This is a genomic window from Fluviicoccus sp. (assembly GCF_030646115.1).
In the GTDB taxonomy this organism is placed as follows: Bacteria; Pseudomonadota; Gammaproteobacteria; order Pseudomonadales; family Moraxellaceae; genus Fluviicoccus.
In genome coordinates, this window is sequence record NZ_JAUSMX010000002.1 from 191,348 (window position 1) to 217,794 (window position 26,447).

The window sequence follows — 26,447 nt, forward strand, 5'->3', positions numbered from 1 at the left end:
CGTCACCTGCCTTTATCCGCCGAAATCATACCGAATTTCAGCTGTTTACCGCAGTAAACGAGCGTGAATGGTTACAAAATTGGAGTGAAATGCTAGCCTCGGTGAAAAATCGCTCATCCGGACGAGTCCATTTCATGAATAACCAGTTCGACCTGCTGAGAACGCGCCGTTTTCTGCCTTTTTTCTGTACTCAATTCCTGGGTGCGTTCAACGACAACGTCTTCAAGCAGAGCCTGATCATCCTGCTGGCCTTCAATGCCGCCAGTATGACCACGTTGGCGCCTGTGGTGCTGACCAATCTTTGCGCGGGGTTGTTCATCCTGCCTTTTTTCCTGTTCTCCGCCACGGCCGGGCAGTTAGCGGACAAGTTCGACAAAACCAGGATCATACGTCTGGTCAAGACAGCTGAAATTCTGATCATGATATTGGCGGGTTTCGGTTTCCATTATCAACAGTTATGGATGCTGTTGCTGGCCCTGTTCCTGATGGGTACTCATTCCAGCGTGTTCGGCCCCATCAAATACGCCATTCTGCCGCAGAGCCTGGAAAAGGATGAGCTGGTGGGCGGCAATGCTTTGGTGGAAACCGGCACCTCGCTGGCCATACTGTTGGGCTCCATGCTGGGCGGCTGGCTGATTTCATTGGAAGAAGGCGGCCGGGATATTGTGTCATGGACAGTTCTGGGTATCGCCTTCCTGGGTTTTCTGGTCAGCTGGAAAATTCCGCAAGCGCCAGCGGGCAACCCTGACCTGAAGATCAACTGGAACCCGTTGAGCGAGACCTGGCACAATTATCAATTCGTGCGCAAGAACCGCGTGGTGATGCTGTCCATCATGGGCATTTCCTGGTTCTGGTATTACGGTGCCACTTTCCTGACCCAGATTCCCGCCTATACCAAGGATGTGTTGGGGGGTAATGAACATGTCGTGACTTTTCTGCTGACGGTATTCTCGGTGGGCATCGCGATAGGTTCGTTGCTGTGCGAAAAGCTTTCTGACAAGCGGGTGGAACTGGGCCTGGTGCCCTTTGGTTCCATTGGCCTGACCCTGTTTGGTGTGGACCTGTTTTTCGCCACCAATCACCTAACGCCGGAAGTCACTACCGGACTGGCGGAGTTCATCGTCAATCCCCTGCACTACCGGGTTATTTTCGACTTGGTGGGGATTGGTATTTTTGGCGGTTTCTACATTGTGCCGCTGTATTCCTTGGTGCAGAGCCGCAGCGAACCGGCGCATCGTGCGCGCACCATTGCCGGCAACAACATCATGAATGCCCTGTTCATGGTGTGTTCGGCCATTATTGCCGTCGTGGTGCTGAAGGTATTGCACCTCACCATTTCCGAACTATTCCTGCTGACGGCGGTGTTCAGCGCCATCGTCTCGATGTATATCTTCACGCTGGTGCCCGAGTTCCTGATGCGCTTCCTGGTGTGGATCTTCATGAGCCTGTTTTACCGGGTGGACCGTCACGGCTTGCAGCACATTCCCGAAGAAGGCCCCTGCGTGGTGGTTTGCAACCATGTCAGCTTTTACGATGCGCTGATTCTGTCCACCGCCATCCGCCGTCCCATGCGTTTTGTCATGGATCACCATATCTTCAAGATCCCGGTGGTCAGCTTCATTTTCCGCACCGCCCGCGCCATTCCCGTAGCTCCGGCCAAGGAAGATCCGGAGATGCTTGACCGCGCCTATGACGCCATTGCCGCCGCCCTGGCCGAAGGTGAAATCGTCTGTATTTTCCCCGAAGGCCGCATCACCGATAACGGCGAAATTTACCCGTTCAAAAACGGTATTCAGCGTATTGTTGACCGAACCCCGACACCCGTTGTGCCGTTGGCGCTGCGTGGCATGTGGGGCAGTTTCAGCAGCCGCCGCGGCGGGGCGGCGTTCAGCAAGCTGCCGCGACGGTTCCGTTCGCGGGTGGAAGTGGTTGCCGGTCTGCCGGTGCTGCCGGAGCATGTGACGCCGGAGTTTCTGCAGGAGCGCGTTCGTGATCTGCGCGGTGACTGTCAGTAATCCGTTGGAGAGTTTTTCACCATGAAAGCCTTTTTTTCACTGATTGACCAAATGAACCGCCGCCCGGAACAGGCTGCTGAACTGGAAAATCTGATCTGGCAAACCTTTGGCGCTGACAAGGCGGTGTTGGCGCTGGACATGAGCGGCTTTTCGCTGACGGTGCGCCGTGACGGTATTCTGGCCTATTTGCGCAAGATCCGCCTGATGCAGGACGTGACTTTACCCCTGATACGGCAGCATCAGGGGGATGTCGTGAAGTGTGAGGCGGATAATCTGATGGTTACCTTTGACGACTGCAATGATGCGGTTGCCGCAGCATCCGCCATTCGCCAGGCCTGCCTGGACATCCGGCAGGAAGTGAGCATCGGGTTGGATTACGGTCATATCCTGCTGATTCCCGATACCGATTGTTACGGCGATGCCGTCAACCTGGCCTTCAAGCTGGGCGAAGATATTGCCCGAAACAACGAAATCCTGCTGACGGACGAGGTCCATAAACGCCTGTCCCGTGATCAGGTTTCCTGCGAAGAGCAACACGTATCCATTTCCGGGCTGCAATTGTCGTGCTGGCGGCTGTTGTCCATGGTTTGACCACCCTTTATTCACAAAACAGCATTGGTATGCGCAGGCGGAGTTGGCTAAAGTCCGCGATTCCATTTTTGTACGACCGTGCCAAGCCATGAAAGCTGTGTATGCCTGCCTGCTCTGGGCCTGTGTGTTTGTTCCCTGCGCTCATGCAGCCGAATATGGGCTGAATGACTGGCAAAACCCAGCACCCCATGGCCTGGAGCCCTTCAGCGGCAATGCCGCCGCATTGGCTGATCTGGCAGCGGACACCGTAGCGGTCTACCCGCACGCTCCCCGCGACTTTACGCTGGAGGTCAAGGGCAAGCTGAAGAAATACCGCAACCAGCAGTTTGTGTCCGCCGCGCTGGTGTTACCCGTAAGTGCTGCCACGGTGGCGCAAACCGTACGCCATTATCCCGGCTATGCCGGCTTCCTGCCCAAGACCACACTGTCTCGTCTCAAGCAGCAATCCGGGCCGCACTCGCTGATGCAATACCATGTGCGCATTGACCTGCCGATGCCCTTCCCCAATGTCTCTGAAGATATCCTGGCACAGCACACGGTGGAGCCGGACGGTTCGGTTTCGGCGAGACTGATTGATGCCCCGATGGACATTGGCCTGGCCCGTTATCAGTGGTTCCCGATCGACGCCCAACATACCCTGCTGGTGTTCACCACCTGGACCGATTTAAGCAGCGCCACCTTCCTGCTGCGCACCATCATGCGTGCATTCCCGGATATTCGCTTTGCCATTCCCTATGTCGGTAACGGATTCCTGGCCGAGGCTTTCCGCAACCGGCTGGCGCCCGCATCCAGCCCCAATCCTGCCACCCTGCCTGCCATTCCCCCCGCCAAGGAAATGGTGTGGACACCGGAGCGGAAACAAGTCCTTTCCCGATTGCTGGCCCATGGTGAAACCGCTTTCATCCATCCGCCGGTATGGATCCGCGGCGCCAACGACCAGCCCGTTGATCTGCGTTTCATCACCGCCATCGGCCAGGTTCATGCCCCCGTGGACTCCACCCGGCAACTGACCACGGACTTTGCCCGCTACCCGAAAATCTTTCCACAGGTGCGCAAGGTCAGGATTCAGCAAACCCAGGGCTCAGGTTTCAATATGGACATGAAACTGGGGATCGGCTTGGGCTTCCTGTCGCTGCCGGTCAACCTTTCCATCGCTCATACCTGGGGCAAGGACCGCACGCTCTACTACAAATCCTTCGCCGGTGATGTCGAGCATATTCAGGGGCAATGGCATTGGGAGGAAGCCGCCGGCAACAGCACCTGGATGCATCTGCATTCGGCCGGTGAAGTGGGTGAGCATCCCCCGCATGTGCTGAAACTGGCCAAGTACCTGCCCTATAATGATTTCCTGCCGACGCTGGGGGCGCAGGTGATCAGCCTGCGCAAGCTGGAACATTGGGTTGAGAGACAGCAACCGGGGGCGGTGCAGCCGGAAGAGCCTTTACCTGAATAGCATCCCGCCTGGATGATGACATTGGGTAATGTCACACTATTGACCAACAGTATATTTGCTGACACAGTATGCGTTCCCAAACAGAACCCGACCGGAGTCCGTAATGCATTCGCCTTTTGACGCCCACTTTCACGTGCAGTCCGGCCCGGTTCGGCTGGCGGTGCATGCCTGCGGCAACCCGGAAAATCCGGTGCTGATTCTGGTGCACGGTTATCCGGACAACCATGTCGTATGGTCGGGCGTGGCGGATGCCCTCAAGGACCGCTTCTACGTGGTTGCCTATGACGTGCGCGGCGCAGGTGAATCCCAAGTTCCTGAGCGGGTGCGTGACTACTCGCTGCGACTGCTGAGTGACGACCTGCAAGCTGTGATGAATACCGTCAGTCCGGACAAACCGGTGCATCTGGCCGCTCATGACTGGGGCTCCATCCAGACCTGGGAGTCAGTTACCGACCCCGCCCTGCAGCACCGCATAGCATCCTTCACCACCCTCTCCGGTCCCTGCCTGGACCACGTTGGCCATTTGATGCGCCACTTGGCCGTGAGCCCCGGCGGCGGCAACCACACCAAACTGTTCAGCCAACTGCTGAGCTCCTGGTACATCTTTTTCTTCCAGATACCGGTGCTGGCGCCGACACTGTGGAAAACCTGGGCTGGCAAGAACTGGGACAAACTGCTGGAAAAAACCGAAGGCATCCCGGTGGGCCGGCTGCATAACCCCTATCAGACCAAGGATGGCGTGCATGGCGTCAAGCTTTATCGCGCCAACATGATCGGCAGACTGACCCTGCCGCGTGAACGCTACACGTCCGTACCGGTACAGGCGCTGGTAGCAAAGGACGACCCCTTTGTGGGGACACAGTTATTGGACCGGCTGGAGCTTTGGACTTCGCAGTTGTCACGACGGGAATATGAGGGCGGTCACTGGCACCTGTTGCTGGAGGAACCGGAAAAGTTTGCCGCTGCCATACGGGAATTCGCCCTGGAGGTATAATTTCTGCAACCCTGCTTGGGGCGTGTCTTGACATGCCTCTTCACTAAGGGCGAATCACACACCTTGTCCCTTATCTTGTACTACATCCCCAGACACTCATTACACTGGCAAAAGACCAGTGAACCCTCGTTGATGCCATCGGCCTGCCTGATGGAAATGTAATTACAACTTCATTATAATGCTATTGTCATTACAACCACTCCCGAAATGATGCAACTGCCAAAACCGCACCTCACGCCGGTTTTGGTGCGTCATGCTTGTTGACTAGTGTCTCCAGGAAGCCCCCATGCGCCCCACTTTTCAGAATCCCGTGCTGCTGGACGATGGTGAAACCCTGTCCCTGCACTTCAACAACATTCATGTGCAAAGCGAAATGCGCGTGGACGCGCCGGTGGAGCTGGTTTTCGGCTATACGCAAGCCATGATGGCCTTCCTGCTGGTGCAACCGCAGCCGCAAGATATCCTGCTGGTGGGTTTGGGGGGCGGGTCACTGTCCAAGTATTGTCACTTTTTCCTGCCGGAAAGCTGCATCACTACGGTTGAGATCAATCCGGAAGTCATTGCCTTGCGCGATTCTTTTCACATTCCCCCGGACAGCCCGCGCTTTCGCATTGTGCAGGAAGACGGGGTCAACTACATGCGTCACCAGCGCGACACAGCCGATGTGATATTGCTGGATGGTTATGATGATACCGGCTTACCGGATGCACTGACCACGCCCCTCTTCTACCGGGACTGTTACCTGGCCCTGCGTGACGGCGGCATTCTGGTTTCAAACTACAATTGCGATGATTTGCAGCTGGCGACCTGCCTGGGTCGGCTGGGCAAGATTTTCAGCGGGAAAGTGCTGATCATCAAGTCGCAGACCAGCGGCAACAAGGTGCTGTTTGCCTTCAAGAATTACCGCCATTTGCCGCATGAGCTGATGATGGAACGCGCAGAACGGCTGAAGCACCGCAGCGGGTTGCCCATGCCGCATTTCGGCAACCAATTGATTGCCGGTAGTCGGGCCTGGAGCATTTAACCGGACCGGACCCGGCTCTATTCCCCTTTGTCGCGTGTGACAGCCAGCGGGCTGCGGGTGCTGTAATCCACGCTATGCTTGTCCAGATATTCGCGAATCAATTGACGCACCACCTGTGACGGCGTGATGTCCTGGGCGGAGCATAGCCCTTCAAAAGCCTGTTTCTTGACCGGATCAATCAGTACAGTCAGGCGGGCGGTCTTGTTTTCCATGTCAGCATTGCCCTGATGGCATTAGATGTTAATCAAATTATAACCCGTTGCAGGCAACCTGTCATTGCAGGGTATTTCAATCTCGATTAGCAATGACTCATCCCTTCAATGCGCAATTTATTAACATATGATGTTAATATAATACACATTAAATCGTTTTTGGAGCCCGTCATGATTGCCCTGCTCGATGCACACCGCCAAGGCCTGCTGAACCGGGAACATTGGTTGTCGAACATTGTCTCAGGAGTCATTGTCGGCGTCGTGGCGTTACCCTTGGCCATGGCTTTCGCCATTGCATCGGGTGTAAAGCCGGAGCAAGGACTGTACACTGCCATTGTTGCCGGGTTACTGGTGTCTGTCCTGGGCGGCAGTCGCTTGCAGATTGCCGGGCCGACCGGGGCGTTCATTGTCATCCTGGCCGGGATTACCGCCAAATACGGCGTGGAAGGCTTGCAAATTGCCACCATGATGGCCGGAGTGATGCTATTGCTGCTGGGCCTGGCCAAAATGGGTTCCATCATCAAGTTTATCCCCGATCCCGTCATCACCGGCTTTACGGCAGGCATCGCCGTCATTATCTGGGTGGGCCAATGGAAGGATTTCTTCGGCCTGCCGGACGTATCAGGCCAGCATTTTCATGAAAAATTCTGGCACTTGCTGCTGTCCCTGCCTCATTTCCATCCGGTGACGACCCTGCTGGCGTTGATGTCGCTGGCACTGGTGATCTTTACCGGCCGCATTCCGGGTTTCAGCCGGGTGCCGGGGCCGCTGGTTGCCCTGGTGGTGGCGACCGTGCTGCAATCCATCTTTAATTTCGAAGGCGTCGTGACCATTGGCAGCGCCTTCGGCGGCATTCCGCAAGGCTTGCCAGACTTCAAACTGCCTGACATCACTCTTTCCAGGGTGGTTGAGCTGGTTGGCCCGGCTTTTACCATTGCCATGTTGGGCGCGATTGAATCGCTGCTCTCCGCCGTAGTGGCTGATGGCATGGCGGGCACCCGTCATGACTCCAATCAGGAACTGGTGGGCCAGGGTATCGCCAATATTGCCGCGCCGTTGTTTGGCGGCTTTGCAGCCACCGGAGCCATTGCCCGCACCGCCACCAATATCCGCAACGGCGGCACTTCGCCCTTGGCCGGGATAGTGCATGCGCTGACATTGGTTATGATCATCCTCGTTCTGGCTCCGCTGGCTACCAACATTCCGCTGGCCGCACTGGCCGCCATCCTGTTTGTAGTGGCGTGGAACATGAGTGAAATCCCCCATTTCCTGAAGATGGTTAAACGGGCCCCCCGCGCCGATGTGACGATCCTGCTGGTGACTTTTGGCCTGACGGTTTTCACCGACCTGGTGGTGGCGGTGAACATCGGGGTGATTCTGGCCATGCTGCACTTCTTGCGACGCATGGCGGCCAGTGTGGATGTACAACAACAGGGCGATGTTGAGTTGCAGCAGGAGTTAGCGCAGGCCGGTTTCAGCAAGTTGCCCGCCGGGTTGCTGGTTTATGCCGTGGAAGGACCGTTCTTTTTCGGGGCAGTGGAGAATTTCGAGCGGGCATTGGCCAGTACGCATACCGACCCGAAGGTGCTGATCATTCGCCTGGAGCGGGTGCCGTTCATGGATATGACGGGCATGCAGACACTGGAGGAGGTGGTGAAAGATTTGCATCGCCGCAAGGTGCGGGTGATGCTGACCGGAGCCAATCCGCAATTGACCGCCAAACTGGACAAGGCGCTGATGCTGCGTTTGGTGGGACGCAGCAATGTCTACAAGACCTTTGCCGAAGCCATGGAACAATGCCGCAATCCTGACACCATGACCAAGGCGTCATGATCAACGTGAAAATGGCCTCGCGGCTGGAAGACGATGACCACCGCCAGAAGATGGTTGACAGCATGGCCGAATTTGTTCGGTTTTTGAAATCGAAATATGAGGCCTGACCTGACCACCTATTAAATAACAGACCGTATCATCCGCTTGCCGGAAGTCACGAAACGCGCTGGCCTCAGCGTGCCTACCATTTACCGTCGCATTAAAGCGGGCCAGTACCCCCCTGCCCAAGTCAGCTTGGGCGGATCGGCGGTGGGCTGGAGTGAGCAGGCAGTCAGTGATTGGATTAGCGGGAAATTGAATCAGCTAGCGGCGTAGCGATTGAGCTCAGGCCGCGGATGTAAGTCGTCGGTCTTGAACAAATTTATAGCCTGTTATTCACGTAGAAAGCAGGCTTATAAATGCCTTTGCCTGATTATGGTCTAACGTACTGTTATGATCTGTAAGAATTCTATTTCCAAAGGATTTTACATCTTCGTCAGTTACGATCCAGGCTACTTGTGGATTCATTATGAACGCATCGGCGATATCGCTTGCCTGCTTTGAGTTGAAGCTAGTGAACTTAGTTAGGGCTTCAATAACTTGATGGGTTTTAGCAAAGTTACCGCTATTAGCAAGCTCGACTATTAATATATCTTTCTCGAGCTCAGCAGCTACTCTGGCATCCGGAAAATTAATGGATAAGAACTGCGAAACTCGTTTGTGCAGGATGGCAATGGATTTTTTTCTACGAGCCCACTCTTCTGACAGAAAATCACTGAGCCTTTCATTGTCTAGAGGGCTGGAAAAGTCGCCATCTTCAGAGATAATAAAAATACCTTGACCATCAGGAATGGCCTCAAGCAGTGCTTCCCAGTTAATTGCATCACCGAGGGAACCATTTTTTCCGGGAGGGCTGCGTAAGTCAGATCTTCTCTTGGATGAGGTGAACTGGCTATCTGTTAGAGGTATTCGCGTAGATTTTTTGAATATTTCATTAATTAAAGTATCGGCGTAGAGGGTTTTGCTATTTATATCGTTCTTTACTTTATCTAGAAGCCGATCTCGAGAGGTGTTAACAGCTTTCAGCGCATTCATCAATTGTTCACACTCAGGGTAGCCTCGTGCAATATGTGGAATTCCAGAACTTGGCTTTTCATCAAGGAACCTTTTTAGGGCATCCGCAATCTTTGCCTCTCGATTTCTTGAAAGCTCAAGGTCAACTTGGTCGGTTAGCCAAAGGCTTATCTTTCCATAATTTTGAAGAACAAATACTTTTTCAAGCTCTTCTAAGCTATCTTTTGAGAAGTGATAAAAATTTAGTAGTATGTTCGTATCAATAAATAAGTTCATGGCTTCCTCATCAGAAGGTTATTGAATAGCGTTTATCCGTCGCGCCAAGCAGCCAGTTAGAGTCGATGCACCTGAACGCGATGGATAACTGAACCGCCGGGCCGGGCCTCCAATCTGGGGATTAGTACCTTTTCCGCAGGGGCTCGTCAAGTGCTGACGATGACGCACGGTGGCAGGCAAGATTAGCCTCCGGTGAGCAAGGTTGCCAAAACCATTGAAATAAAGCAACAATCGGCTGAGTTGTTGTCCATATTGGATTGATAGATTCAGCCTACGGCGGCCACGACCCATAAATTTGGAACAGGAAGCCAGCGACTAACAGTACCGCGCCAATGATTGCATTGCGAGATTGCTTGAGACGATCATTAACCGGCGGAAGCTGAAGATTTTCTTCATCAGTCTCGCCACTTAAGTATGACTGACCAAGCTCCAGAGCCTTGGCTCTTGAAATGATCAAGCCATAGGTAAGAAATACTGCGCCTACAGCATCCAGGCCAAGGCCAATTACATTGGCCCATTGGTTATCTAGCACGACTCTCTCCTGCTGCATCTACCGAAGATGTAGAAAAAACCAGTTAAAGTGAAGTTCTGTGTTTGTAACTAATTGAATTTCCATGAGTCGAAATCCTATTTATTTGGTATTCCTACAGCCTCAATGTTGGAGTTAAGGACGACCTGAGGCAGGCGTAACATGACACTGGGTCGGCCCTGGAATGAGTTGTTAGCGGTTACTTGTAGGATTAAATTTAGAAAAGTATTTTTGAATCTCAAGGCGAATCTCATGAACTTCCTCGTTAACTTGTGACACACCGCATCCCATTTCATATAGCCGATTTAATACTCTGTTGTGAAGCCAGTGATGGTTGGTTTCCAAGGTATCCCAAAATTTACCTTTTGAAAGGCCATCGGTGTAGTACCCGATAGCATCGGTAGTTGCATTATGAAATGCCAAGGATCTAGCCTCCAGCAAATCGACAACCTTCAATCTGACGCTTTCCGGGATGAAAGGGTCTGACTTATATTTATCGGCTGCGTTCTGTAAGTAAGACTCTTTTTTGCTGACAGGAATTCCTGTTTTCAAAATACCTGAAGATATGATTTTCTCTTTGTTAGGGGCGATTTTTATGTGTAAAATTTCTAGAATCTCCTTTATTGGGTCTTCGTTTACCCAAAAATCATCTGCTTCAGAATCGAACTCTTTGTACAACTCATCACTAAGTTGAGACAATCTTTCAATTACTTTCTTGTGGTATTCAGTGTTTACCGTATTCAGCAGCCCGTTCTTGGCTTTTACATAAGTAAGCACAGCGACGATGCTGGCAGTAATATAGAATACCGATTGAAAAATCTTCAAAAATCCATCAATGTTCATAATTTATCGCCAACGTGGAGTTGAGGCGCATGCGCGAATTTTCTCGCAGGTCGCCTCGAACGTAGAGTCAGGCCCCTTCACAATCATCCTTATTCAGGCTTGTTGCTTGGAAAGTGCCTTTAACCAATTTATTTGAAGCGTCGAAATACTCGACCGCGACATCTCCGTCCTGAAGGCCTACTGCAGCCTTGGCCATATCCAGTCGCTTATCAACGCCTACAACTCCTGTGACGGTCATTAGCGGACCACCAGATTTCAGTTGCACAACATCACCAGCTTGAAAGTTCATAACTACCTCTTTTTCGCAAACGTATTGCGGTTAATAGATATCGGAAGGGCCTTCTCTCGTAAGGGCCCATACAAACGAAACGAATAGCGTTTATCCATCGCGCCAAGCAGCCAGTTGGAGTGCGGTGGATAAACCTTGTTGTACTGGAACCGTCAGGCCAAGCCTCCAGTCTGGACAATTACCGTTTCCGCCGGGGGCTGTCAAGTGCTGACTGCGCGGTAGATCAGGCCATGTACGATCATCACATCTCTATACAGACACGAAGATGAGTCTCCGGGAATGGGGTTGCGCTCTAGGTAATGTGGCGGGGCGGGCCTTATGTGTACTGAAACTCAAGACCTTTCAGCCAATGCTCGTTTCCGAATTGGTCGATGATGGCAATGTCGGCCTTGAACAGCGTTCCTTCTTCCCTGACGGGGGGTTGGACGAAAAAGGTAAAGCGAAGGTCGCTGATACCCCCGCGGGGGATTCTGTGTTTTTGACTATACTCATTCGAATCATTTGCGCGTACCAATACATAACCAACGGCATTGGGTTTTCGAATCTTGGCACCCATGACAACAACGTCGTACTTTGAGATGTTAGTAATATTAAGATCCCCAACGATTTGCATCGCGGGATGACTACTCATTGATCCCATGTGCCACTATAGTGCGTTTGGGCGCGAAATTGGGATCAAAACCATTGTCTTTGACGGAACTTCAATGAGCCCAACTAGAGGCTTTTGACTGAACAATGACGAAGCCCAACGCCAAGCCTTCCCGAACCCCCCGAAGATGGTGCCAAGAATCGTGAGCAGGCCGATAGCTATGCCTACGGCAACTTGTGCGGATTGAAGATCAAAGGGCATAACCACCTAACGAACTGAATTGGACTGCCTCGTGCGGCCTTTCACGCGAGGTCCGCTCTAATGATGGGCTGGGCCTCATGTCGGTGGACGAAAGAGCACAAGCAATTTTTCGTACATTGCTTCGTCGCAGAATTCCTTCATGCCAACCATTTGGACCAATGCTTCCACTTGAGCATCGCTCCGGTGCTCGTATGCAAGAAGCCTTTCAAGCTGATGTCGCGGAAGATATTGGTCCAGATATTGAAATGGATTAAGCGTTTTGGGTGCCTGCGAAACAATCACATTCCATATGCACTTCTTTGTTAGCCCGTCGTAGAGGCGCTTGTATTCGAAGTACAGCCGAAGATCCTCTGCATAGCCGTCCAAGAATGCACCCTTATGCCAAGCATAGAAGCTCTGTACGTGTCTCCGATACTCGGAAAAAAGGTCATAGACGTCAATCTCGTCCGAGGCACAATCAATATATTGGCGGGCGCCTGAGGTCCACCCATCCCACTCCAACAACTCGCATTTTGCGATTCTGAATCTAGCCTGAAGCGTTTTCGAATTGGCTTCGGTTTGGATCGTCCAGTACGCCTTCGCGACCCGCCAATGCATATTGTAGTTTCTAAGGCATTGCAGGAAATCGTGCAGCCCTGGCGATGAAAAAGTTGCCTTCAACTTATTGATATATCCGGTTACCGGCATCTTACGCTCAAATGTACGTGCATGGTCGACTAGAGCCATGAGAGCCGACGTGCAATGGAATAATTTCTTCTTTACGGCTCGCGTGTGCCCTTCTTCATTCACATTGGCTTGATGCCAGAAGCTGGGATTCTTGCTTCGGTCGCCGAAGATGCATATCTCATCAAGAAGATCTGTTGTGCTAGTATTGAAGATCCAAAGTGTGTCTTCAAGATTTTGCAAGGCTTTCCATCGCTGGCCTCCCTTTGTTTCTTCGATGGCTGCTATCGCATCAATAAATGAGTTGAATATCGCGGCCTCAATATCCTTACGAGACCACGGCTGCGGAAGCGTATCGAGATAGCGGGTCATAAGGCCTCCTAGGCGGGCGACACCTGTCGCTTAATAATAAACGATTCACCCCGTGCCTTGCACTCATCCAGATAATCCGCCCACCATTGCATCATTCCCCGCCGTTCCGGCAAATACTCCGCGGTTATAGGCAGCCCTCACCCGGCTGAGCTCCACAAGCGCCAGCTGCCGTTCAATCATATCCGCATTGAACCCGTTTTCATTGAATATCGTGCTGGCTGTCGCCCGCAATCCGTGAACCGTGGTTTTCTCCTTGTAAGCCACCCCCTCCAACAACTTCAATAGCACCCCACCCAACATTGGCTCCAGCGGCCGCGCCTCATTCGGAAACAGAAACGACCGATTGCCCGTCAGCTGCTGGATCTGCTTGATAACCGCCACCGCCTGCTTAGTCAGCGGCACAATATGCTGGCGTTTCATTTTCATGTACCGGGGAGGAGTGCGCCACTCCGGATACACCAGATCTATATGTACCCACTCAGCATGCCGAAGCTCATACGTGCGGAAAAATGTCAGCTTCATCAGCTTCATGGCCAGCCTTGAAATGTTGCGGCCGTTGTAACCATCAATGGCACACAGAAAGCCTCGCAAGTCAGCCGCCGACAGATGACGGTAATTTTTTGACGAATGCTGCTCCAGACCCACATGCAAAACCGATGCTGGTTTGTAGCAGGTTATACCCAGCACCACGGCATAGTCAAAAAAGGCAACGCACTGGTGATATATGCGGCTGGCGACGGTGAGCGCCCCACGTTTTTCAATAGCACGGATTACTGCCAAAACCTCCTGCGGCTCAATGCTGGGTACCTGACGCTACCCGGTGGCTGGGAAAGCGTCTTGCTCCAGGGATTCTTTGATCCGCTCCGCGTACTCCGGTTTCCATTTTTTTACTGCAACCGCCAGCACTCCAGCGCCACTGATTCGAAGCAGTTTTCAGCAGCCAACAGTACTTGCCGCTTTTCTGCCGCTCGTACCTGCAACGGGTCCTCGCCTGCCTCCAACAACTCACGGTTTGCATCAGGCCGCCGCCGGGCCTCACCTCTGGATAGCTCCCCAGGGATGCACGCCGTGATTTACCGCCGAAAGTGTATCGGTGCTGCCATGACTACGCGCTGGTGGTTAACACGCAGAGATATAAGCCTTTTTTGTCTAAATCCCGATGCTCTTTGTCAGTAGGTTTTAGAGATTTGATGCGCAAATCGGTCAGAGACATGTCAGTTAGCGAAGCCGGTCAATTTTGACTGACGATATTACTGACAAGTTAGAGTGAGATGAAATGATAAAAGGGGAGAAACAGTGATAAGGGGGAAGGCGTGGAAACCGTTGCAGGCCAACGGTTTTGATATGCGATAAGAAGCGGTGATAGAGTTAAATGGCCTCCCCGACAGGAATCGAACCTGTAACTGCCCCTTAGGAGGGGGCTGTTATATCCATTTAACTACGGAGAGAGGGCGCAGATTGTAGCAACCCCCTCCCCGTTTGTCAGTGCAGAGTTTCATCGTTGAACAAAGTATCGGCATTCAACCCTTCGCGCTGCAATATTTCCCGCAAACGGCGCAACGCATCCACCTGAATCTGCCGTACCCGCTCCCTCGTCAGACCAATCTGCTCCCCCACGCGCTCAAGGGTGGCCGCCTCATGGCCAGCCAGACCGAACCGGCGGGTCAGCACTTCCCGTTGACGGTCAGGCAGTAATTCCAGCCAGTGCTCCAGACTGTGGTTCAGTTCGCTGGTCTGGATTGCTTCGGCCGGGTCCAGCGTTTGCGGGTCAGCCAAGGTATCCAGCAGGCTTTTTTCCGAGTCACCAGCCAACGGGCTGTCGATCGAAGTTACACGCTCGGTCAGCCCCAGCATGTACTCCACCATCGCCAACGGTTTGTCCAGCAAGGTCGCGATTTCCTCTGCGCTGGGTTCATGATCCAGTTTCTGGCTCAGTTCGCGGGCGGCGCGAAGATAGAGGTTGAGTTCCTTGACCACATGAACCGGCAAACGAACGGTGCGTGTCTGGCTCATCAAAGCCCGTTCAATGGTTTGCCGGATCCACCAGGTGGCGTAGGTAGAGAAACGAAAGCCGCGTTCAGGATCAAATTTCTCAACGGCATGAATCAGGCCGAGATTACCTTCTTCAATCAGGTCCAGAAACGACAAACCGCGATTCACGTAGCGCCGGGCAATTTTCACCACCAGCCGCAGGTTGCTTTCAATCATGCGCTTGCGGGCGGACTCATCCCCCTGCTTGGAGAGCCGGGAATAATAAACTTCCTCTTCGGCTGAAAGCAGCGGCGAGGCGCCGATGTCATGCAGGTAAATCTGGGTATTGTCGGTGCTGCCCGGAGCAGCGGCTTTGCGGATCTTATGGGCGGATGCGTGTGTTTTTGAAATTGTCATGGCTCTGCCTTCCCTTTTGGTTAAAGGGTCGGCAGACGGGAATCAGTTGATGGCGGGCAATTGGGTCAAAGGATCAATAGGCTTGCCTTTGTAACGGATCTCGAAGTGCAATTTGTCTCGATCTGCACCGGTCGAACCCAGTTCGGCAATCGTTTGTCCCTGTTTGACGCGCTGCCCTTCGGCGGAAATAAGACGGTCATTGTGGGCGTAGGCGGAAATGAAGTCATCATTGTGACGAACAATCATCAGCTTGCCGTAACCGACCAGACCTTCCCCGGCATAGACCACCACTCCATCGGCGGCGGCTTTAACCGGATCACCCCGATTCCCCGAAATATCAAGTCCCTTGCTGCCAACACCTTCGCTGCTAAAGCGCTGAAGCAGCTTGCCATTGGCAGGCCACCCCCAACTGAGTGAACCACTTTTTGCCGGGGCTTGCACCGGTGAACTGACAGACGGCGATGTTTTGGCGATTGCTGCGGCGGGCTTCGCCAAGGGTGCCGGAACAGCCGGTTTTACAGTGTTAGAAGCGGACACGGCAGCCGTTTTTTTGGATTTTTCCTTGGGAGGAACGGCCGTTGATGCCGTTGCCGCAACAGCCGGTTTGGGGTCCGCCTTGACTGGCGCAGGTTCGGCTGCCTTGCCTTCTTCTTCCAAACGCAGGGCCTGGTCGGCGTAAATCGTGAATTTGGCATCCAGGCTGTTGATGCGGGCCAGATCGCGGTAATCCTTCTCAAAACGCATGGCAATGGCCCAGAGGGTATCACCGGACTTGACGCGATACAGCGGATACGAAAGCGGCGGCAACGGCTCACGCGGCTTGTTATCAGCCACGGGCGCGGAGTCTGTTTTTTTCAGGGTGCTGCAAGCAGAAAGGCACAACGAAGCTGCCAAGCCAAGCGCCAGGGCGAAACTCGTATACCGGGGGGAATAACGCATGACTTCAGTTTCCTTGATTACGGTTCAGCCATTCAGTCAGCCCGGGCAAGGCCTCATGGCTGGTCAGATCGGTTTGCAACGGCGTCAGGCTGACATAGCCGTGATTGACCGCATGGAAGTCGGTGCCCTCTTCCAGGGTGTTGGGATCTCCGGCCAGTCCGATCCAGTATGCCTTGCGACCCCTGGGGTCTTCCACGGTACTGACCGAAAAGCCGCGCTTGCGCTTGCCCAGCCGGGTCAGGCGGAAACCCTGGATGCCGGACAACGGCAGATCGGGCACATTCATGTTGATCATATTGTGCAGGGGCAGCTGAAGCTCCTTCCAGTTTTCGACAAGCTGACACACCAGTTGCGCAGCGACATCAAAGTGAGCGGATTCCGTATATTGCTTGACAGATGCGCCGCACAAGGAAACCGCCAGGGAAGGCTTGCCCAGAAATCGGCCTTCAAGGGCCGCACCCACTGTTCCGGAATACAGGACATCGTCACCCAGGTTGGCGCCGGAATTGATACCCGAGATCACCATGTCCGGCTCCTGGTCAAAGAAACCGTTGACGGCCAGATAGACACAGTCCGCCGGAGTTCCGTTGACGGACCAGAAGCCATTGGACAACCGCAAGGGTCGCAACGGCCGATCCAGGGTCAAGGCGCTGGAAAATCCGCTGCGTTCACTTTCCGGGGCCACCACCGTGACATCGGCAATGGTTTTGAGCGCGTTCGCCAAGGCGTTGAGTCCGGGCGCCAATACACCATCATCATTACTGAGCAGAATTCGCATGGATTACTCGACAGGAAATACAATAACCACCGCATGGGCTTCAATGCCTTCACGGCGGCCGACAAAGCCCAGCTTTTCGGTGGTTGTCGCTTTAATACTGACACATTCCGCAGTGATGCCCAAGTCAGCGGCGATCCTGGATTGCATCTCGGCAATATAAGGCGACAACCTGGGTCGTTCAGCCAAAATAGTCAGGTCGCAATTGCCTACGCCATAGCCGCGCTCCGTCACCAGCGACATGACACGCCGCAACAATCCGCGACTGTCGGCCTGACTATAGGCGGGATCGGTATCCGGGAAGTGCTTGCCAATATCCCCCAGCGCCAACGCGCCGAGCAAGGCGTCACACAAGGCATGCAGGGCCACATCCCCGTCAGAATGGGCAACCAGTCCGTACTCATGGGGAATTTCCACCCCGCCGAGAGTGACATGGTTGCCCTCGCCGAAGCGGTGCACATCAATACCATGGCCGATTCGGGGAAATTTATTCATCGGGAGGAACTCAGTATCTGACCGGCCAGCCACAAATCGTCAGGCCAGGTAATTTTCAGGTTGCGGGGACTGCCCGGCACCAGCATCGGCGAAAACCCCAGCGCTTCAATGGCGGAAGCTTCATCCGTCACCACGGTATTGCGGGCGGCGGCCGATTCAAGAGCCGCCTTCAGCAGGCCATAGCGAAACAATTGCGGCGTCTGCGCCTGCCACATACCCTCGCGGGAAACCGTTTCACCAACCCGCAATCCATCGGCGCTACTGCGTTTGAGCGTATCGCGAACCGGCTGGGCCAGCAAGCCGCCGACCGGATCGTCACCCGCCATCTTCAACAGTTGCAGGATATCTTCTACCGGCACACAAGGACGGGCGACATCATGCACAAGCACCCAATCGTCAGACTTCGCCGTCATGGCCTTCAGCCCGCACAGCACGGAATCCGAACGTTCGGCGCCGCCGGCGGTAAATCGCAGTTTGTCGGGATGAAGGTAGGTCAGGGTTGATGCGAGGGTATCATCCGGATGCAGGGCAACCACGATCTCGTCAATGGCTGCAATGCTGCCCAGCAGATCCAGCGTCCACTGCATCACTGTCCGGCCATGAATGTCGAGATACTGTTTGGGAACCTCCCCTCCAAACCGGCGTCCGGTTCCAGCCGCCGGGACAACGGCGCGAATCCTCAACGGGGCGCGCCTCCGGCTGGTTGTGCAGAACTTACATCAGGACGGGAATGAGTCACCCGCACAAAGGTTTCACCGTTCTTGACCATGCCAAGATCCAGGCGCGCGCGTTCTTCAACGGCTTCCAGTCCTTGTTTGAGATCGCGGACTTCCGCCATCAGAATCCGGTTACGCTCCGCCAGCACGGCATTTTCCGCCTTCCGGGCATCAATCTCGCCTTGCAATTCACGGTTATGGCCAATACTGCCCTCACCCAGCCACAGCTGGCTTTGAATCCAGACGATGATCAACAGGGCCAGCATTAACACAACACGGCCAAACATGGAGTTCAGCATGGCGGGTCACCTCCGAAACCGGCATCAAAAGATACCGGTCCCGGCACAGAGGGATTAACGGAAAGCACGGAACTCCGCACGACCACGGTAGGCAGCCACATAATCCAGTTCCTGCTCAATGCGCAACAACTGGTTGTACTTGGAAGTGCGGTCGGAACGGCACAGCGAACCAGTCTTGATTTGACCGGCTGAGGTCGCCACGGCCAGATCGGCAATGGTGGAGTCCTCGGTTTCGCCCGAACGGTGTGAAATCACGGTGGCGTAACCGTTCTGCTTGGCCAAGTAAATGGCGTCCAGCGTTTCGGTCAACGTGCCGATCTGGTTGTACTTGATCAGGATGGCGTTGGCTACGCCTTCGTTGATGCCCCGTTGCAGGATGGCCGGGTTGGTGACAAACAGGTCATCGCCCACCAGCTGGATCTTGTCGCCGATCTTGTCGGTCAGCAGCTTCCAGCCGGCCCAATCGGATTCGTCCAGACCGTCTTCCACGGAAATGATCGGATACTGGCGGGTGAGACCGGCCAGATAGTCAGTGAACTGGTCGGAATCAAAGGACTTGCCCTCGCCTTCCAGATGATACATGCCGTTCTTGTAGAACTCGCTGGCCGCACAGTCCAGCGCCAGATGCACATTGTCACCAGCCTTGTAACCGGTCTTTTCAATGGCTTCCATGATCACTTGCAGCGCTTCTTCATTGCTGCGCAGGTTCGGGGCAAAACCGCCTTCATCACCCACGGAAGTGCTCAGGCCCTTGGACTTCAGCACGCTCTTCAGGGCGTGGAAAATCTCGGCGCCGCAACGCAGGGCTTCGGCAAAGGATGTAAAGCCAACCGGCTCCACCATGAACTCCTGGATATCGACGGTGTTGTCGGCGTGTTCGCCGCCGTTGAGGATGTTCATCATCGGCACCGGCATGGTGTAGCTGGTGGCGCCGCGCAGCGAGGCCATGTATTCGTACAACGGCACACGCTTGTCCATAGCAGCAGCACGTGCGCAGGCCAGTGACACGGCCAGCATGGCGTTGGCGCCCAGCTTGGACTTGTTTTCGGTGTTGTCGAGGGCAATCATCGCCCGGTCGATGTCGGCCTGGTCATACACCGAACGGCCTGTGAGCAGCTCGCAGATATCACGGTTGACGTTACCAACCGCCGTCAGCACACCCTTGCCCGCATAGCGCTTCGGATCCTTGTCACGCAGTTCCAGCGCTTCGCGGGAGCCGGTGGAGGCGCCGCTGGGAGCACAACCGCGACCGATGACGCCGGATTCCAGGATGACATCAGCCTCGATCGTGGGGTTTCCACGGGAATCCAGGATTTCACGGGCGCGAATATCGATAATCTGGGACATGTCCAGAGCTCCTTAGCAGTTAATGGGTGTCAATCGCGGGGAATTGCTTCACCAGATCATCAATAGCCTTGATCTGGGTGAGGAAAGCTTCAAGTTGTGACAGGCGCAAGGCGCAGGGGCCGTCGCATTTGGCCAGTTCCGGGTCCGGATGGGCCTCCAGGAACAATCCGGCCAAGCCGACCGCCATACCGGCGCGAGCCAATTCAGTGACCTGGGCGCGGCGGCCGCCGGCTGCGTTCGCCAGACCACCCGGCATTTGCAGCGAATGCGTAACATCAAAAAACACCGGATAACCGGTCTGCTTCATGATGCCGAAGCCCAGCATGTCCACCACCAGGTTGTTGTAGCCAAAGCTGGAGCCACGCTCGCACAACACAATCTTGTCGTTGCCGGCTTCGTTGCACTTGCTGATGATGTGCTTCATTTCCTGGGGGGCCAGGAACTGGGCCTTCTTGATGTTGATGATGGCACCGGTCTTGGCCATGGCGGCCACCAGATCGGTTTGGCGGGACAGGAACGCCGGCAACTGGATAATGTCGCAGACTTCCGCTACCGGTTGCGCCTGATGCGGTTCATGCACATCGGTAATCAACGGTACGCCAAACTGTTTTTTGATTTCTTCGAAAATGCGCAGGCCTTCTTCCAGGCCGGGACCGCGATAGGAATTGATCGAGGAGCGGTTGGCCTTGTCGAAAGAGGCCTTGAACACATAGGGAATGCCCAGCTTTTGGGTCACTTCCACATAGTGCTCGCAAACACGCATGGCCATATCGCGGGATTCCAGCACATTCATGCCGCCAAACAGCACGAACGGGCGGGAATTGCCCATGGTGATGGAACCCAGACTCAGCAAGCGTTCATTCATGGTGCCATTCCTCAGCAATTGGGAGTCATTGTTGTTTTAGGACTTGTGCGCCAGCGCCGCACCGACAAACCCGCTGAACAAGGGGTGGCCGTCACGAGGGGAACTGGTGAATTCCGGGTGGAACTGGCAAGCCAGGAACCAGGGATGATTGGCGATCTCCACCACTTCCACCAGATTCTGATCGGCGCTGCGGCCTGAAATCCGCAAGCCTTTTTCCACCAGACGGCCAATATAGCCGCTGTTAACTTCATAGCGATGGCGATGGCGTTCAACAATGGTATCGTTGCCATACACCTTGCGCGCCAACGTACCGGTTTCCAGATGACAGACTTGTGCACCCAGACGCATGGTGCCGCCCAGATTGGAATTTTCGTCGCGGGTGATCAATTCACCGGCCTCATTGGTCCATTCTGTGATCATGGCAATGATGGGATGGGTGCACTGCTTGTTGAACTCGGTGGACGATGCACCACCCAGTCCCACTACATGACGCGCATACTCAATGACCGCCAGTTGCATGCCCAGGCAGATGCCCAGATAAGGCACTTTGTTCTCACGAGCATAACGGATAGCGGCAATTTTGCCTTCCGTGCCACGGTCGCCAAAGCCGCCGGGCACCAGGATGGCATCGGCATCCTTGATCAGGTCAATGCCCTGTTCTTCCACCGACTCGGCGTCCACATAATCAATGCGAACCTTGGTGCGGTGCTGGATACCGGCGTGCAACAGGGCTTCATTCAGGGATTTGTAGGCATCAGGCAGTTCGGTGTATTTGCCGACCATGGCAATGGTCACTTCCCGCTCCGGCTTCAGCAAGCCTTCCACCACGGCATCCCAGTCGCTCAAATCGGCTGGCGGACGTTCGCCCAATGCCAAACGCTCAATCACATAATCATCCAGGCCCTGTTCATTCAGCGTGCGTGGAATCATGTAGATGCTAGCGACATCTTCCGCCAGGATCACCGCCCGCTCTTCCACATTGGTGAACAGGGAAATCTTGCGACGGGATTCTTCGGAAATCGTATGGTCGGAGCGGCAGATCAGCACATCGGGTTGCAGGCCGATGGAACGCAACTCCTTTACCGAATGCTGGGTAGGCTTGGTCTTGGTTTCACCGGCGGATGCAATGTAAGGCACCAGCGTCAGGTGAACCATCAGCGATCCGGAAAAACCCAGTTCCACCCGCATCTGGCGCACGGCTTCCATAAAAGGCAGGGACTCAATGTCCCCGGCCGTGCCGCCGATTTCGATAATGGCTACGTCATAACCGCGCGCACCTTCCCGGATGCGCTGCTTGATCATGTCGGTGATGTGCGGAATGACCTGCACCGTGGCGCCCAGATAGTCCCCGCGACGCTCCCGTGAAATCACATCCAGATAAATGCGGCCGGACGAAAAACTGTTGTTCTTCGACATCTTGGAGCGACGCAGGAAACGTTCGTAGTAGCCCAGGTCAAGGTCGGTTTCGGCCCCGTCTTCGGTGACGAAGACTTCACCGTGCTGATAGGGGCTCATGGTGCCCGGATCGACATTAATATACGGGTCCATTTTCGTCATGATGACCTTCAGACCACGGGCTTCCAGCAGGGAGGCCAGCGAAGCCGCCGAGATGCCCTTGCCCAATGAAGAAACAACGCCACCGGTGACAAAAATGTACTTGGTCATGTATTCGCCTGGATTGTTAGCGGGATAGGATGGAATGCGCGGCGATTTTAACAGGGAGGGCGTTTTGTCTCAACGCAGAGCGGTCTGTTCGTCCAAAGAAAAAGCCCGCGAGGTGCGGGCAAGGTGAAAATCCGTTTCTTTCAGGGTCTTCCATGGGGATTTGGCCATCCTTGGCCGAGAATGAAACCGTGGATCAGAACTTGTGTTCCATGCCGACAGCCAGAATGGTTTCTTCGATGTCGTTAGCAGCTCCCTTCAGCACGTCTTCACGGGTGGTGTACCAGGCAAACGCCTTGGTCTTGGAGGTGATGTTGTAGTCAGCTCCCAGCGAAGACATGGTGCGCTCGGAGCTCTTTCCCGCGCCAACCTTGGCCTCATCATCCGCTTCCGCCGTGCTGTGTTGCAGCTTCAGGGTAATGGCGTCAATCTTGTAAGCCACACCCAGCAACATGGATGTCTCGGCATCCTTACCGGTAATATTTTCGCTGGTGCCGTAGATGCAGTTCAAGGTCAGGTCGGCAATCTTGTAAGAAGCCGTCAGACGCAGGGTGTCGCTTTCACGCGCGCCGAACAGGGCGGACTTGCCGTCAATGCCCATGTCGGAAGCCAGCGCCAGATACAGACCCATTTCTTCGTTGTTGTGGACGACGGACAGGGAGTTACCATTTTTGGCGGCTGTAGCAGCATCCTGGGTTTGCATCATGACGTTGATCTGGGTGTTCATGAACTTGGGTGATTCATAACCGATCACGTTGTTAATGCGGTTTTCACCAGCGAGTGTCCATTCCATGTCACCGGCAAAATCGTTGAACAGGTCCACTTCACCTTGCGACAACTTCATGTAGGTGTCGTACTTGCCCATCTTCAGCGTGCCGAATTGCTGGTGCTTAATACCGAAGAAACGGTTGCGTTCAGAAAGATCGGTGCCACTATCACCGTCAGCGCGGACATGCCATTCAATACCATAGATGGCGCTAAGGTTGGCGGTCAGTTCATCCTCACCCTTGACACCGAAGCGAGAGGCGTTGCTGACCATGCGGGTGAAATCTTCATCAACTTTGGTCACGTCTTCAAAATCCTTTTTGTAGGACTCAGCCGACAGGTTCAGCTTGCCATAGACTTTGGGGGCTGCATTCGCCATCGGGGCGGCGAGAGCGGCAGCGATGCTGATGGCGATAAGCGACTTATTCATTCAAGGTCTCCTCAACACTGAGTCATAAAGGGCTGTAACAATGGCGCTACAACTGGGACACAGTATTGAAGGATCAGATGACAGTGCGGTGTCTGGTAGATGACAGAAATGTGAATTCAGCAACATTCTGTGACATTCGAAGGGGTTCACTTTATCAAGACGCGTTAACAGCAGGCCACAAAAAACCCGCCGAAGCGGGTTCTTTGTGACTCAGGAGCAGGTTAGAAGCGAACTTCGATACCGCCACCCAACAACATATTCGTTGTATCTGTGCCAGCGATATCAACCTTCACTTGAGCAAGATTGCCATAAACCTTGGTGTTTTGGGAGAAGTTGTAGTCCACGCCCACGCCGATCAAGTCAGTTTGATTTTCGGTAGCCACGCCGGTTTCTACGGTGTTGTTCAGCAACTCACCACGGAAGGTCAGCTTGTCCATTTCGTAAGATGCGCTGAAAACAAACGCGGTCTCATCAGAGTTGGCTGCATTAACAGTTTCACCTTGCTGGTACAAACCAGCAAAGACCAACTTGTCCATCTTGTAGCGGCCCACGGCACGGATCAGATCTTTACCGGCAATTTCCTTGTCCAGTGCGGCAGACAGGTACAGGTTGTCATCTTCGTAGCTGAAGGCAGCGGAAATGCCGTTGGCCAAGTCGTTACCACAACCAGGGTTACCATTTGGCGGTACAGAACAAGGGGCTGCACTTTCACCCGGAACAAAGGTGATGTTTGCGCCGAACACATCAAGAACCTTGGGCGAAACATAGTTGATGGAGTTGTTCAGGCGTGACTGACCAGACAAGCTGACATTTGCAACAGCCGGAACACCAGCAACGGCGTTGCCGAGATTTGCCATATCCAAGACGGCATGATCATTGAAAGCATCAACCATGTCTTCCGAAGTCTTCAACGGAGAATCAATGGCACCCAGACGGATGGTACCGAGGCTGGAGTGCTTCAGACCGATGTAGCGTTCACGACCACCCAAGTCACCACCACCAGCCATATCACCATTGATTTGCCATTCAGCCTTGTACACGGCGGTAAAGTCATCAGACAGCTTTTCATTACCTTTGACGCCAATGCGGGAGGCATTGCTGTTCACAACCCAAGCGGGTTCCAGACCCGTAGCGTCAACATCCACATAGTCAACCGACAGGTTCAGACGACCATAAACGGTCGGAGCGGCCTGTGCAGTCAGCGGCAGAAGAACAGCGGCGCCAATGGCCAGAGCAAGCAGATTACGTTTCATTCTCAAATCCCCTTTCGGTTTAAAAAGTCAAAGTTCACACTGCCTGTCACATTCTGGTGCATCTCGTCGGACACATCCGGCTGCACAGGGCTATATGTGACATAATTTGTAACAACTTAGACAGGCTGTCAACAACATTCTGCAAAACACTTGATCTTTTTTTGCTTGTTTTTGCAAAAGTCACTGATAAAAAACCCTGCCCGGTTGATGCTTTCGCACCAAACTGATGCGACTTGTAACAAAACATTCATTTGCCCGTCAAGCAACTCCGAATCCGGAGAAGGGCATAAAACGAACAGAGTCACCCGGATTCAGCACCACATCCACCGGAATACACGCCAGACCGTCGGCCCACAGACTGGACGACAACACCCCGCTGCTCTGATTGACATGTTTTTCCAGCACCAAACCCTGCTCCGTCTCCACCAGCCTTACACGCAAATACTCCACGCGCTTCAAGGGCTTGGCCACGCTGAACGAGATCGGAACCGGATAACCGGCGGGTTCATTGCGGAAACGCTGGCCTTGCCGGGCCAGCAGGAACTGCCTGCCGAGTATTAAAAATGTAATCCACACCGACTGCGGGTTTCCCGGAAAGCCGATAAAGGCCGTTTCGCCAATACGTCCAAACGCCAGAGGCTTGCCAGGCTTGATCGCAATCTTCCAGAAATCCAGTTTCCCCAACTGTTCCACCGCTGTTTTGACGTGGTCCTCCTCCCCGACCGATACCCCGCCGCTGCTGATAACCACATCGGCCAGCTTCCGGGCCTTGTCTAGGGCAGCCAAGGTATCTGGCAAGTTGTCGGCAACGACGCCCAAGTCAATCGATTCGCAATCCAGCCTTGTCAGCAGCGCCTGCAACAGATAGCGGTTGCTGTTGTAAATCTGCCCGCCATGTTGAAGCGGCGAACCCGGTTCAACCAGCTCATCGCCGGTGCTGAGCACAGCCACTTTCAGGCGTCGGTAAACGGGCGCTTCGGCCAATCCCAACGACGCCAGCATGCCGATCGCTGCCGGACCCAAGCGCTCTCCCTGTTGCAGAATCCGGGTTCCGGTGCGGATATCCTGCCCGATGAGGCGGATATTCTCGCCCGCCTTGAACGCCTGCCGGATCTGCACCGAATCCGGCGTTGCCTGACAGCAGTTTTCCTGCATCACGACCGCATTGACCCCTTCAGGAATCACGGCGCCGGTAAATATCCGGGCAGCGGTGCCGGGCCTCAACGGCTCGGGATTTACACCAGCCGGAATACGCTGACTGATCGCCAGCGTCAAGGGAATACTGCCCAAGCTGTCGGTGTGGACAGCATAACCGTCCATGGCGCTGTTGTCCCGGGGCGGCACATCCACCGGCGCCAGGATATCAACCGCCAGCACCCGGTTCAGGGCCTGCACCAAAGAAACCCTTTCAATTTCAGGCGTCCTGGCCTGACCAGCTTGCCGCAAACGCTCAATGGCCGCGTTGACCGGCATCAAGCCGGTGGAAGTGATGCTGTAGCAACCGCAGTCATTCATG

Annotated in this window: 27 protein-coding genes and 1 tRNA gene; 7 read left to right on the forward strand and 21 right to left on the reverse strand. The window is 54.2% G+C overall.

Going from position 1 to position 26,447, the window contains the following annotated elements:
• Positions 1 to 134 precede the first annotated feature (134 nt).
• From Q7T36_RS00905 to Q7T36_RS00925, 5 genes are all read left to right on the forward strand, one after another.
• Complete coding sequence (locus Q7T36_RS00905; RefSeq protein ID WP_304843021.1) at positions 135 to 2,015, forward strand: MFS transporter; 1,881 nt, start codon at positions 135 to 137, stop codon at positions 2,013 to 2,015.
• A 21-nt stretch (positions 2,016 to 2,036) separates the two neighbouring features.
• A complete protein-coding gene (locus Q7T36_RS00910) occupies positions 2,037 to 2,606 on the forward strand; it encodes an adenylate/guanylate cyclase domain-containing protein (RefSeq protein ID WP_304843023.1) in 570 nt (189 codons plus the stop codon).
• An 88-nt stretch (positions 2,607 to 2,694) separates the two neighbouring features.
• A complete protein-coding gene (locus Q7T36_RS00915) occupies positions 2,695 to 4,059 on the forward strand; it encodes an SRPBCC family protein (RefSeq protein WP_304843026.1) in 1,365 nt (454 codons plus the stop codon).
• A gap of 103 nt (positions 4,060 to 4,162) precedes the next feature.
• Positions 4,163 to 5,053, forward strand: coding sequence for an alpha/beta fold hydrolase (locus tag Q7T36_RS00920; protein WP_304843028.1), 891 nt, complete (start codon positions 4,163 to 4,165; stop codon positions 5,051 to 5,053).
• Positions 5,054 to 5,339: 286 nt separating this feature from the next.
• On the forward strand, positions 5,340 to 6,077 hold the full coding sequence (locus tag Q7T36_RS00925; RefSeq protein ID WP_304843030.1) for a hypothetical protein: 738 nt from the start codon (positions 5,340 to 5,342) through the stop codon (positions 6,075 to 6,077).
• A 17-nt stretch (positions 6,078 to 6,094) separates the two neighbouring features.
• Here the strand turns inward: Q7T36_RS00925 and Q7T36_RS00930 are convergent, their stop codons facing one another.
• Entirely contained in the window at positions 6,095 to 6,289 is a 195-nt protein-coding gene (locus Q7T36_RS00930) for a CopG family transcriptional regulator (RefSeq protein WP_304843032.1), read from the reverse strand.
• Between the two features lie 171 nt (positions 6,290 to 6,460).
• Between Q7T36_RS00930 and Q7T36_RS00935 the strand changes: the two genes are divergently transcribed.
• Complete coding sequence (locus Q7T36_RS00935) at positions 6,461 to 8,122, forward strand: SulP family inorganic anion transporter (RefSeq protein WP_304843034.1); 1,662 nt, start codon at positions 6,461 to 6,463, stop codon at positions 8,120 to 8,122.
• Between the two features lie 138 nt (positions 8,123 to 8,260).
• Positions 8,261 to 8,437, forward strand: a complete 177-nt coding sequence (locus Q7T36_RS17945; protein ID WP_370690031.1) for a helix-turn-helix transcriptional regulator — start codon at positions 8,261 to 8,263, stop codon at positions 8,435 to 8,437.
• 60 nt (positions 8,438 to 8,497) lie between these two features.
• On the opposite strand, the gene Q7T36_RS00940 is transcribed toward Q7T36_RS17945, so the two are convergent.
• The 20 genes from Q7T36_RS00940 to glp form a co-directional block, all read right to left on the reverse strand.
• Positions 8,498 to 9,451, reverse strand: coding sequence for a PIN domain-containing protein (locus Q7T36_RS00940; protein WP_304843036.1), 954 nt, complete (start codon positions 9,449 to 9,451; stop codon positions 8,498 to 8,500).
• A 271-nt stretch (positions 9,452 to 9,722) separates the two neighbouring features.
• On the reverse strand, positions 9,723 to 9,983 hold the full coding sequence (locus Q7T36_RS00945; protein ID WP_304843038.1) for a hypothetical protein: 261 nt from the start codon (positions 9,981 to 9,983) through the stop codon (positions 9,723 to 9,725).
• A gap of 189 nt (positions 9,984 to 10,172) precedes the next feature.
• On the reverse strand, positions 10,173 to 10,823 hold the full coding sequence (locus tag Q7T36_RS00950) for a hypothetical protein (protein WP_304843040.1): 651 nt from the start codon (positions 10,821 to 10,823) through the stop codon (positions 10,173 to 10,175).
• A gap of 67 nt (positions 10,824 to 10,890) precedes the next feature.
• Complete coding sequence (locus Q7T36_RS00955; protein ID WP_304843042.1) at positions 10,891 to 11,112, reverse strand: DUF2158 domain-containing protein; 222 nt, start codon at positions 11,110 to 11,112, stop codon at positions 10,891 to 10,893.
• A gap of 316 nt (positions 11,113 to 11,428) precedes the next feature.
• Positions 11,429 to 11,668: a hypothetical protein gene (locus Q7T36_RS00960; protein ID WP_304843045.1), complete on the reverse strand. Its 240-nt coding sequence runs from the start codon at positions 11,666 to 11,668 to the stop codon at positions 11,429 to 11,431.
• Between the two features lie 369 nt (positions 11,669 to 12,037).
• Positions 12,038 to 12,997, reverse strand: a complete 960-nt coding sequence (locus Q7T36_RS00965; RefSeq protein WP_304843046.1) for a hypothetical protein — start codon at positions 12,995 to 12,997, stop codon at positions 12,038 to 12,040.
• 63 nt (positions 12,998 to 13,060) lie between these two features.
• Positions 13,061 to 13,777, reverse strand: a complete 717-nt coding sequence (locus Q7T36_RS00970) for a site-specific integrase (protein WP_304843048.1) — start codon at positions 13,775 to 13,777, stop codon at positions 13,061 to 13,063.
• A gap of 593 nt (positions 13,778 to 14,370) precedes the next feature.
• Positions 14,371 to 14,445 (reverse strand) — tRNA-Arg (locus tag Q7T36_RS00975).
• 34 nt (positions 14,446 to 14,479) lie between these two features.
• Positions 14,480 to 15,385, reverse strand: a complete 906-nt coding sequence (gene rpoS, locus Q7T36_RS00980) for an RNA polymerase sigma factor RpoS (protein ID WP_304843050.1) — start codon at positions 15,383 to 15,385, stop codon at positions 14,480 to 14,482.
• A gap of 42 nt (positions 15,386 to 15,427) precedes the next feature.
• Positions 15,428 to 16,324 carry a peptidoglycan DD-metalloendopeptidase family protein gene (locus Q7T36_RS00985; protein WP_304843052.1) on the reverse strand — a complete coding sequence of 299 codons (897 nt, stop codon included), beginning with the start codon at positions 16,322 to 16,324 and terminating at the stop codon, positions 15,428 to 15,430.
• Positions 16,325 to 16,328: 4 nt separating this feature from the next.
• The gene (surE, locus tag Q7T36_RS00990) at positions 16,329 to 17,102 is read right to left on the reverse strand and encodes a 5'/3'-nucleotidase SurE (RefSeq protein WP_304843054.1); all 774 of its coding nucleotides are present in this window, start codon (positions 17,100 to 17,102) and stop codon (positions 16,329 to 16,331) included.
• Between the two features lie 3 nt (positions 17,103 to 17,105).
• On the reverse strand, positions 17,106 to 17,594 hold the full coding sequence (gene ispF / locus Q7T36_RS00995) for a 2-C-methyl-D-erythritol 2,4-cyclodiphosphate synthase (protein ID WP_304843055.1): 489 nt from the start codon (positions 17,592 to 17,594) through the stop codon (positions 17,106 to 17,108).
• Positions 17,591 to 18,277 (reverse strand): 2-C-methyl-D-erythritol 4-phosphate cytidylyltransferase, encoded by a 687-nt coding sequence (gene ispD / locus Q7T36_RS01000; RefSeq protein ID WP_304843057.1) that lies wholly within the window; start codon positions 18,275 to 18,277, stop codon positions 17,591 to 17,593. The genes ispF and ispD overlap by 4 nt, the downstream gene beginning before the upstream one ends.
• Positions 18,274 to 18,609, reverse strand: a complete 336-nt coding sequence (gene ftsB / locus Q7T36_RS01005; RefSeq protein ID WP_304843059.1) for a cell division protein FtsB — start codon at positions 18,607 to 18,609, stop codon at positions 18,274 to 18,276. The genes ispD and ftsB overlap by 4 nt, the downstream gene beginning before the upstream one ends.
• Before the next feature lie 54 nt (positions 18,610 to 18,663).
• Positions 18,664 to 19,956, reverse strand: coding sequence for a phosphopyruvate hydratase (gene eno / locus Q7T36_RS01010; protein WP_304843061.1), 1,293 nt, complete (start codon positions 19,954 to 19,956; stop codon positions 18,664 to 18,666).
• 19 nt (positions 19,957 to 19,975) lie between these two features.
• Positions 19,976 to 20,821: a 3-deoxy-8-phosphooctulonate synthase gene (gene kdsA, locus Q7T36_RS01015; protein WP_304843063.1), complete on the reverse strand. Its 846-nt coding sequence runs from the start codon at positions 20,819 to 20,821 to the stop codon at positions 19,976 to 19,978.
• A gap of 36 nt (positions 20,822 to 20,857) precedes the next feature.
• Positions 20,858 to 22,486, reverse strand: a complete 1,629-nt coding sequence (locus Q7T36_RS01020; protein ID WP_304843065.1) for a CTP synthase — start codon at positions 22,484 to 22,486, stop codon at positions 20,858 to 20,860.
• 193 nt (positions 22,487 to 22,679) lie between these two features.
• Complete coding sequence (locus Q7T36_RS01025) at positions 22,680 to 23,678, reverse strand: porin (protein ID WP_304843067.1); 999 nt, start codon at positions 23,676 to 23,678, stop codon at positions 22,680 to 22,682.
• A 221-nt stretch (positions 23,679 to 23,899) separates the two neighbouring features.
• Positions 23,900 to 24,931 carry a porin gene (locus Q7T36_RS01030; RefSeq protein WP_304843069.1) on the reverse strand — a complete coding sequence of 344 codons (1,032 nt, stop codon included), beginning with the start codon at positions 24,929 to 24,931 and terminating at the stop codon, positions 23,900 to 23,902.
• 258 nt (positions 24,932 to 25,189) lie between these two features.
• Positions 25,190 to 26,446 (reverse strand): gephyrin-like molybdotransferase Glp, encoded by a 1,257-nt coding sequence (glp, locus tag Q7T36_RS01035; protein WP_304843071.1) that lies wholly within the window; start codon positions 26,444 to 26,446, stop codon positions 25,190 to 25,192.
• Position 26,447 lies beyond the last annotated feature (1 nt).

Bases quoted from the DNA above. Each gene is read 5' to 3' on its own strand.
- Q7T36_RS00915 (WP_304843026.1), top strand. From the start codon at position 2,695: ATGAAAGCTGTGTATGCCTGCCTGCTCTGGGCCTGTGTGTTTGTTCCC.
- Q7T36_RS00935 (WP_304843034.1), top strand. From the start codon at position 6,461: ATGATTGCCCTGCTCGATGCACACCGCCAAGGCCTGCTGAACCGGGAA.
- Q7T36_RS00955 (WP_304843042.1), bottom strand. From the start codon at position 11,112: ATGAACTTTCAAGCTGGTGATGTTGTGCAACTGAAATCTGGTGGTCCG.
- Q7T36_RS00925 (WP_304843030.1), top strand. From the start codon at position 5,340: ATGCGCCCCACTTTTCAGAATCCCGTGCTGCTGGACGATGGTGAAACC.
- Q7T36_RS00905 (WP_304843021.1), top strand. From the start codon at position 135: ATGAATAACCAGTTCGACCTGCTGAGAACGCGCCGTTTTCTGCCTTTT.
- Q7T36_RS01025 (WP_304843067.1), bottom strand. From the start codon at position 23,678: ATGAATAAGTCGCTTATCGCCATCAGCATCGCTGCCGCTCTCGCCGCC.
- Q7T36_RS00940 (WP_304843036.1), bottom strand. From the start codon at position 9,451: ATGAACTTATTTATTGATACGAACATACTACTAAATTTTTATCACTTC.
- Q7T36_RS00965 (WP_304843046.1), bottom strand. From the start codon at position 12,997: ATGACCCGCTATCTCGATACGCTTCCGCAGCCGTGGTCTCGTAAGGAT.
- Q7T36_RS00910 (WP_304843023.1), top strand. From the start codon at position 2,037: ATGAAAGCCTTTTTTTCACTGATTGACCAAATGAACCGCCGCCCGGAA.
- Q7T36_RS01030 (WP_304843069.1), bottom strand. From the start codon at position 24,931: ATGAAACGTAATCTGCTTGCTCTGGCCATTGGCGCCGCTGTTCTTCTG.
- glp (WP_304843071.1), bottom strand. From the start codon at position 26,446: ATGAATGACTGCGGTTGCTACAGCATCACTTCCACCGGCTTGATGCCG.
- kdsA (WP_304843063.1), bottom strand. From the start codon at position 20,821: ATGAATGAACGCTTGCTGAGTCTGGGTTCCATCACCATGGGCAATTCC.
- Q7T36_RS00985 (WP_304843052.1), bottom strand. From the start codon at position 16,324: ATGCGTTATTCCCCCCGGTATACGAGTTTCGCCCTGGCGCTTGGCTTG.
- surE (WP_304843054.1), bottom strand. From the start codon at position 17,102: ATGCGAATTCTGCTCAGTAATGATGATGGTGTATTGGCGCCCGGACTC.
- Q7T36_RS00920 (WP_304843028.1), top strand. From the start codon at position 4,163: ATGCATTCGCCTTTTGACGCCCACTTTCACGTGCAGTCCGGCCCGGTT.
- rpoS (WP_304843050.1), bottom strand. From the start codon at position 15,385: ATGACAATTTCAAAAACACACGCATCCGCCCATAAGATCCGCAAAGCC.
- Q7T36_RS00950 (WP_304843040.1), bottom strand. From the start codon at position 10,823: ATGAACATTGATGGATTTTTGAAGATTTTTCAATCGGTATTCTATATT.
- ftsB (WP_304843059.1), bottom strand. From the start codon at position 18,609: ATGCTGAACTCCATGTTTGGCCGTGTTGTGTTAATGCTGGCCCTGTTG.
- Q7T36_RS00930 (WP_304843032.1), bottom strand. From the start codon at position 6,289: ATGGAAAACAAGACCGCCCGCCTGACTGTACTGATTGATCCGGTCAAG.
- ispF (WP_304843055.1), bottom strand. From the start codon at position 17,594: ATGAATAAATTTCCCCGAATCGGCCATGGTATTGATGTGCACCGCTTC.
- eno (WP_304843061.1), bottom strand. From the start codon at position 19,956: ATGTCCCAGATTATCGATATTCGCGCCCGTGAAATCCTGGATTCCCGT.
- Q7T36_RS01020 (WP_304843065.1), bottom strand. From the start codon at position 22,486: ATGACCAAGTACATTTTTGTCACCGGTGGCGTTGTTTCTTCATTGGGC.
- Q7T36_RS00960 (WP_304843045.1), bottom strand. From the start codon at position 11,668: ATGGGTGCCAAGATTCGAAAACCCAATGCCGTTGGTTATGTATTGGTA.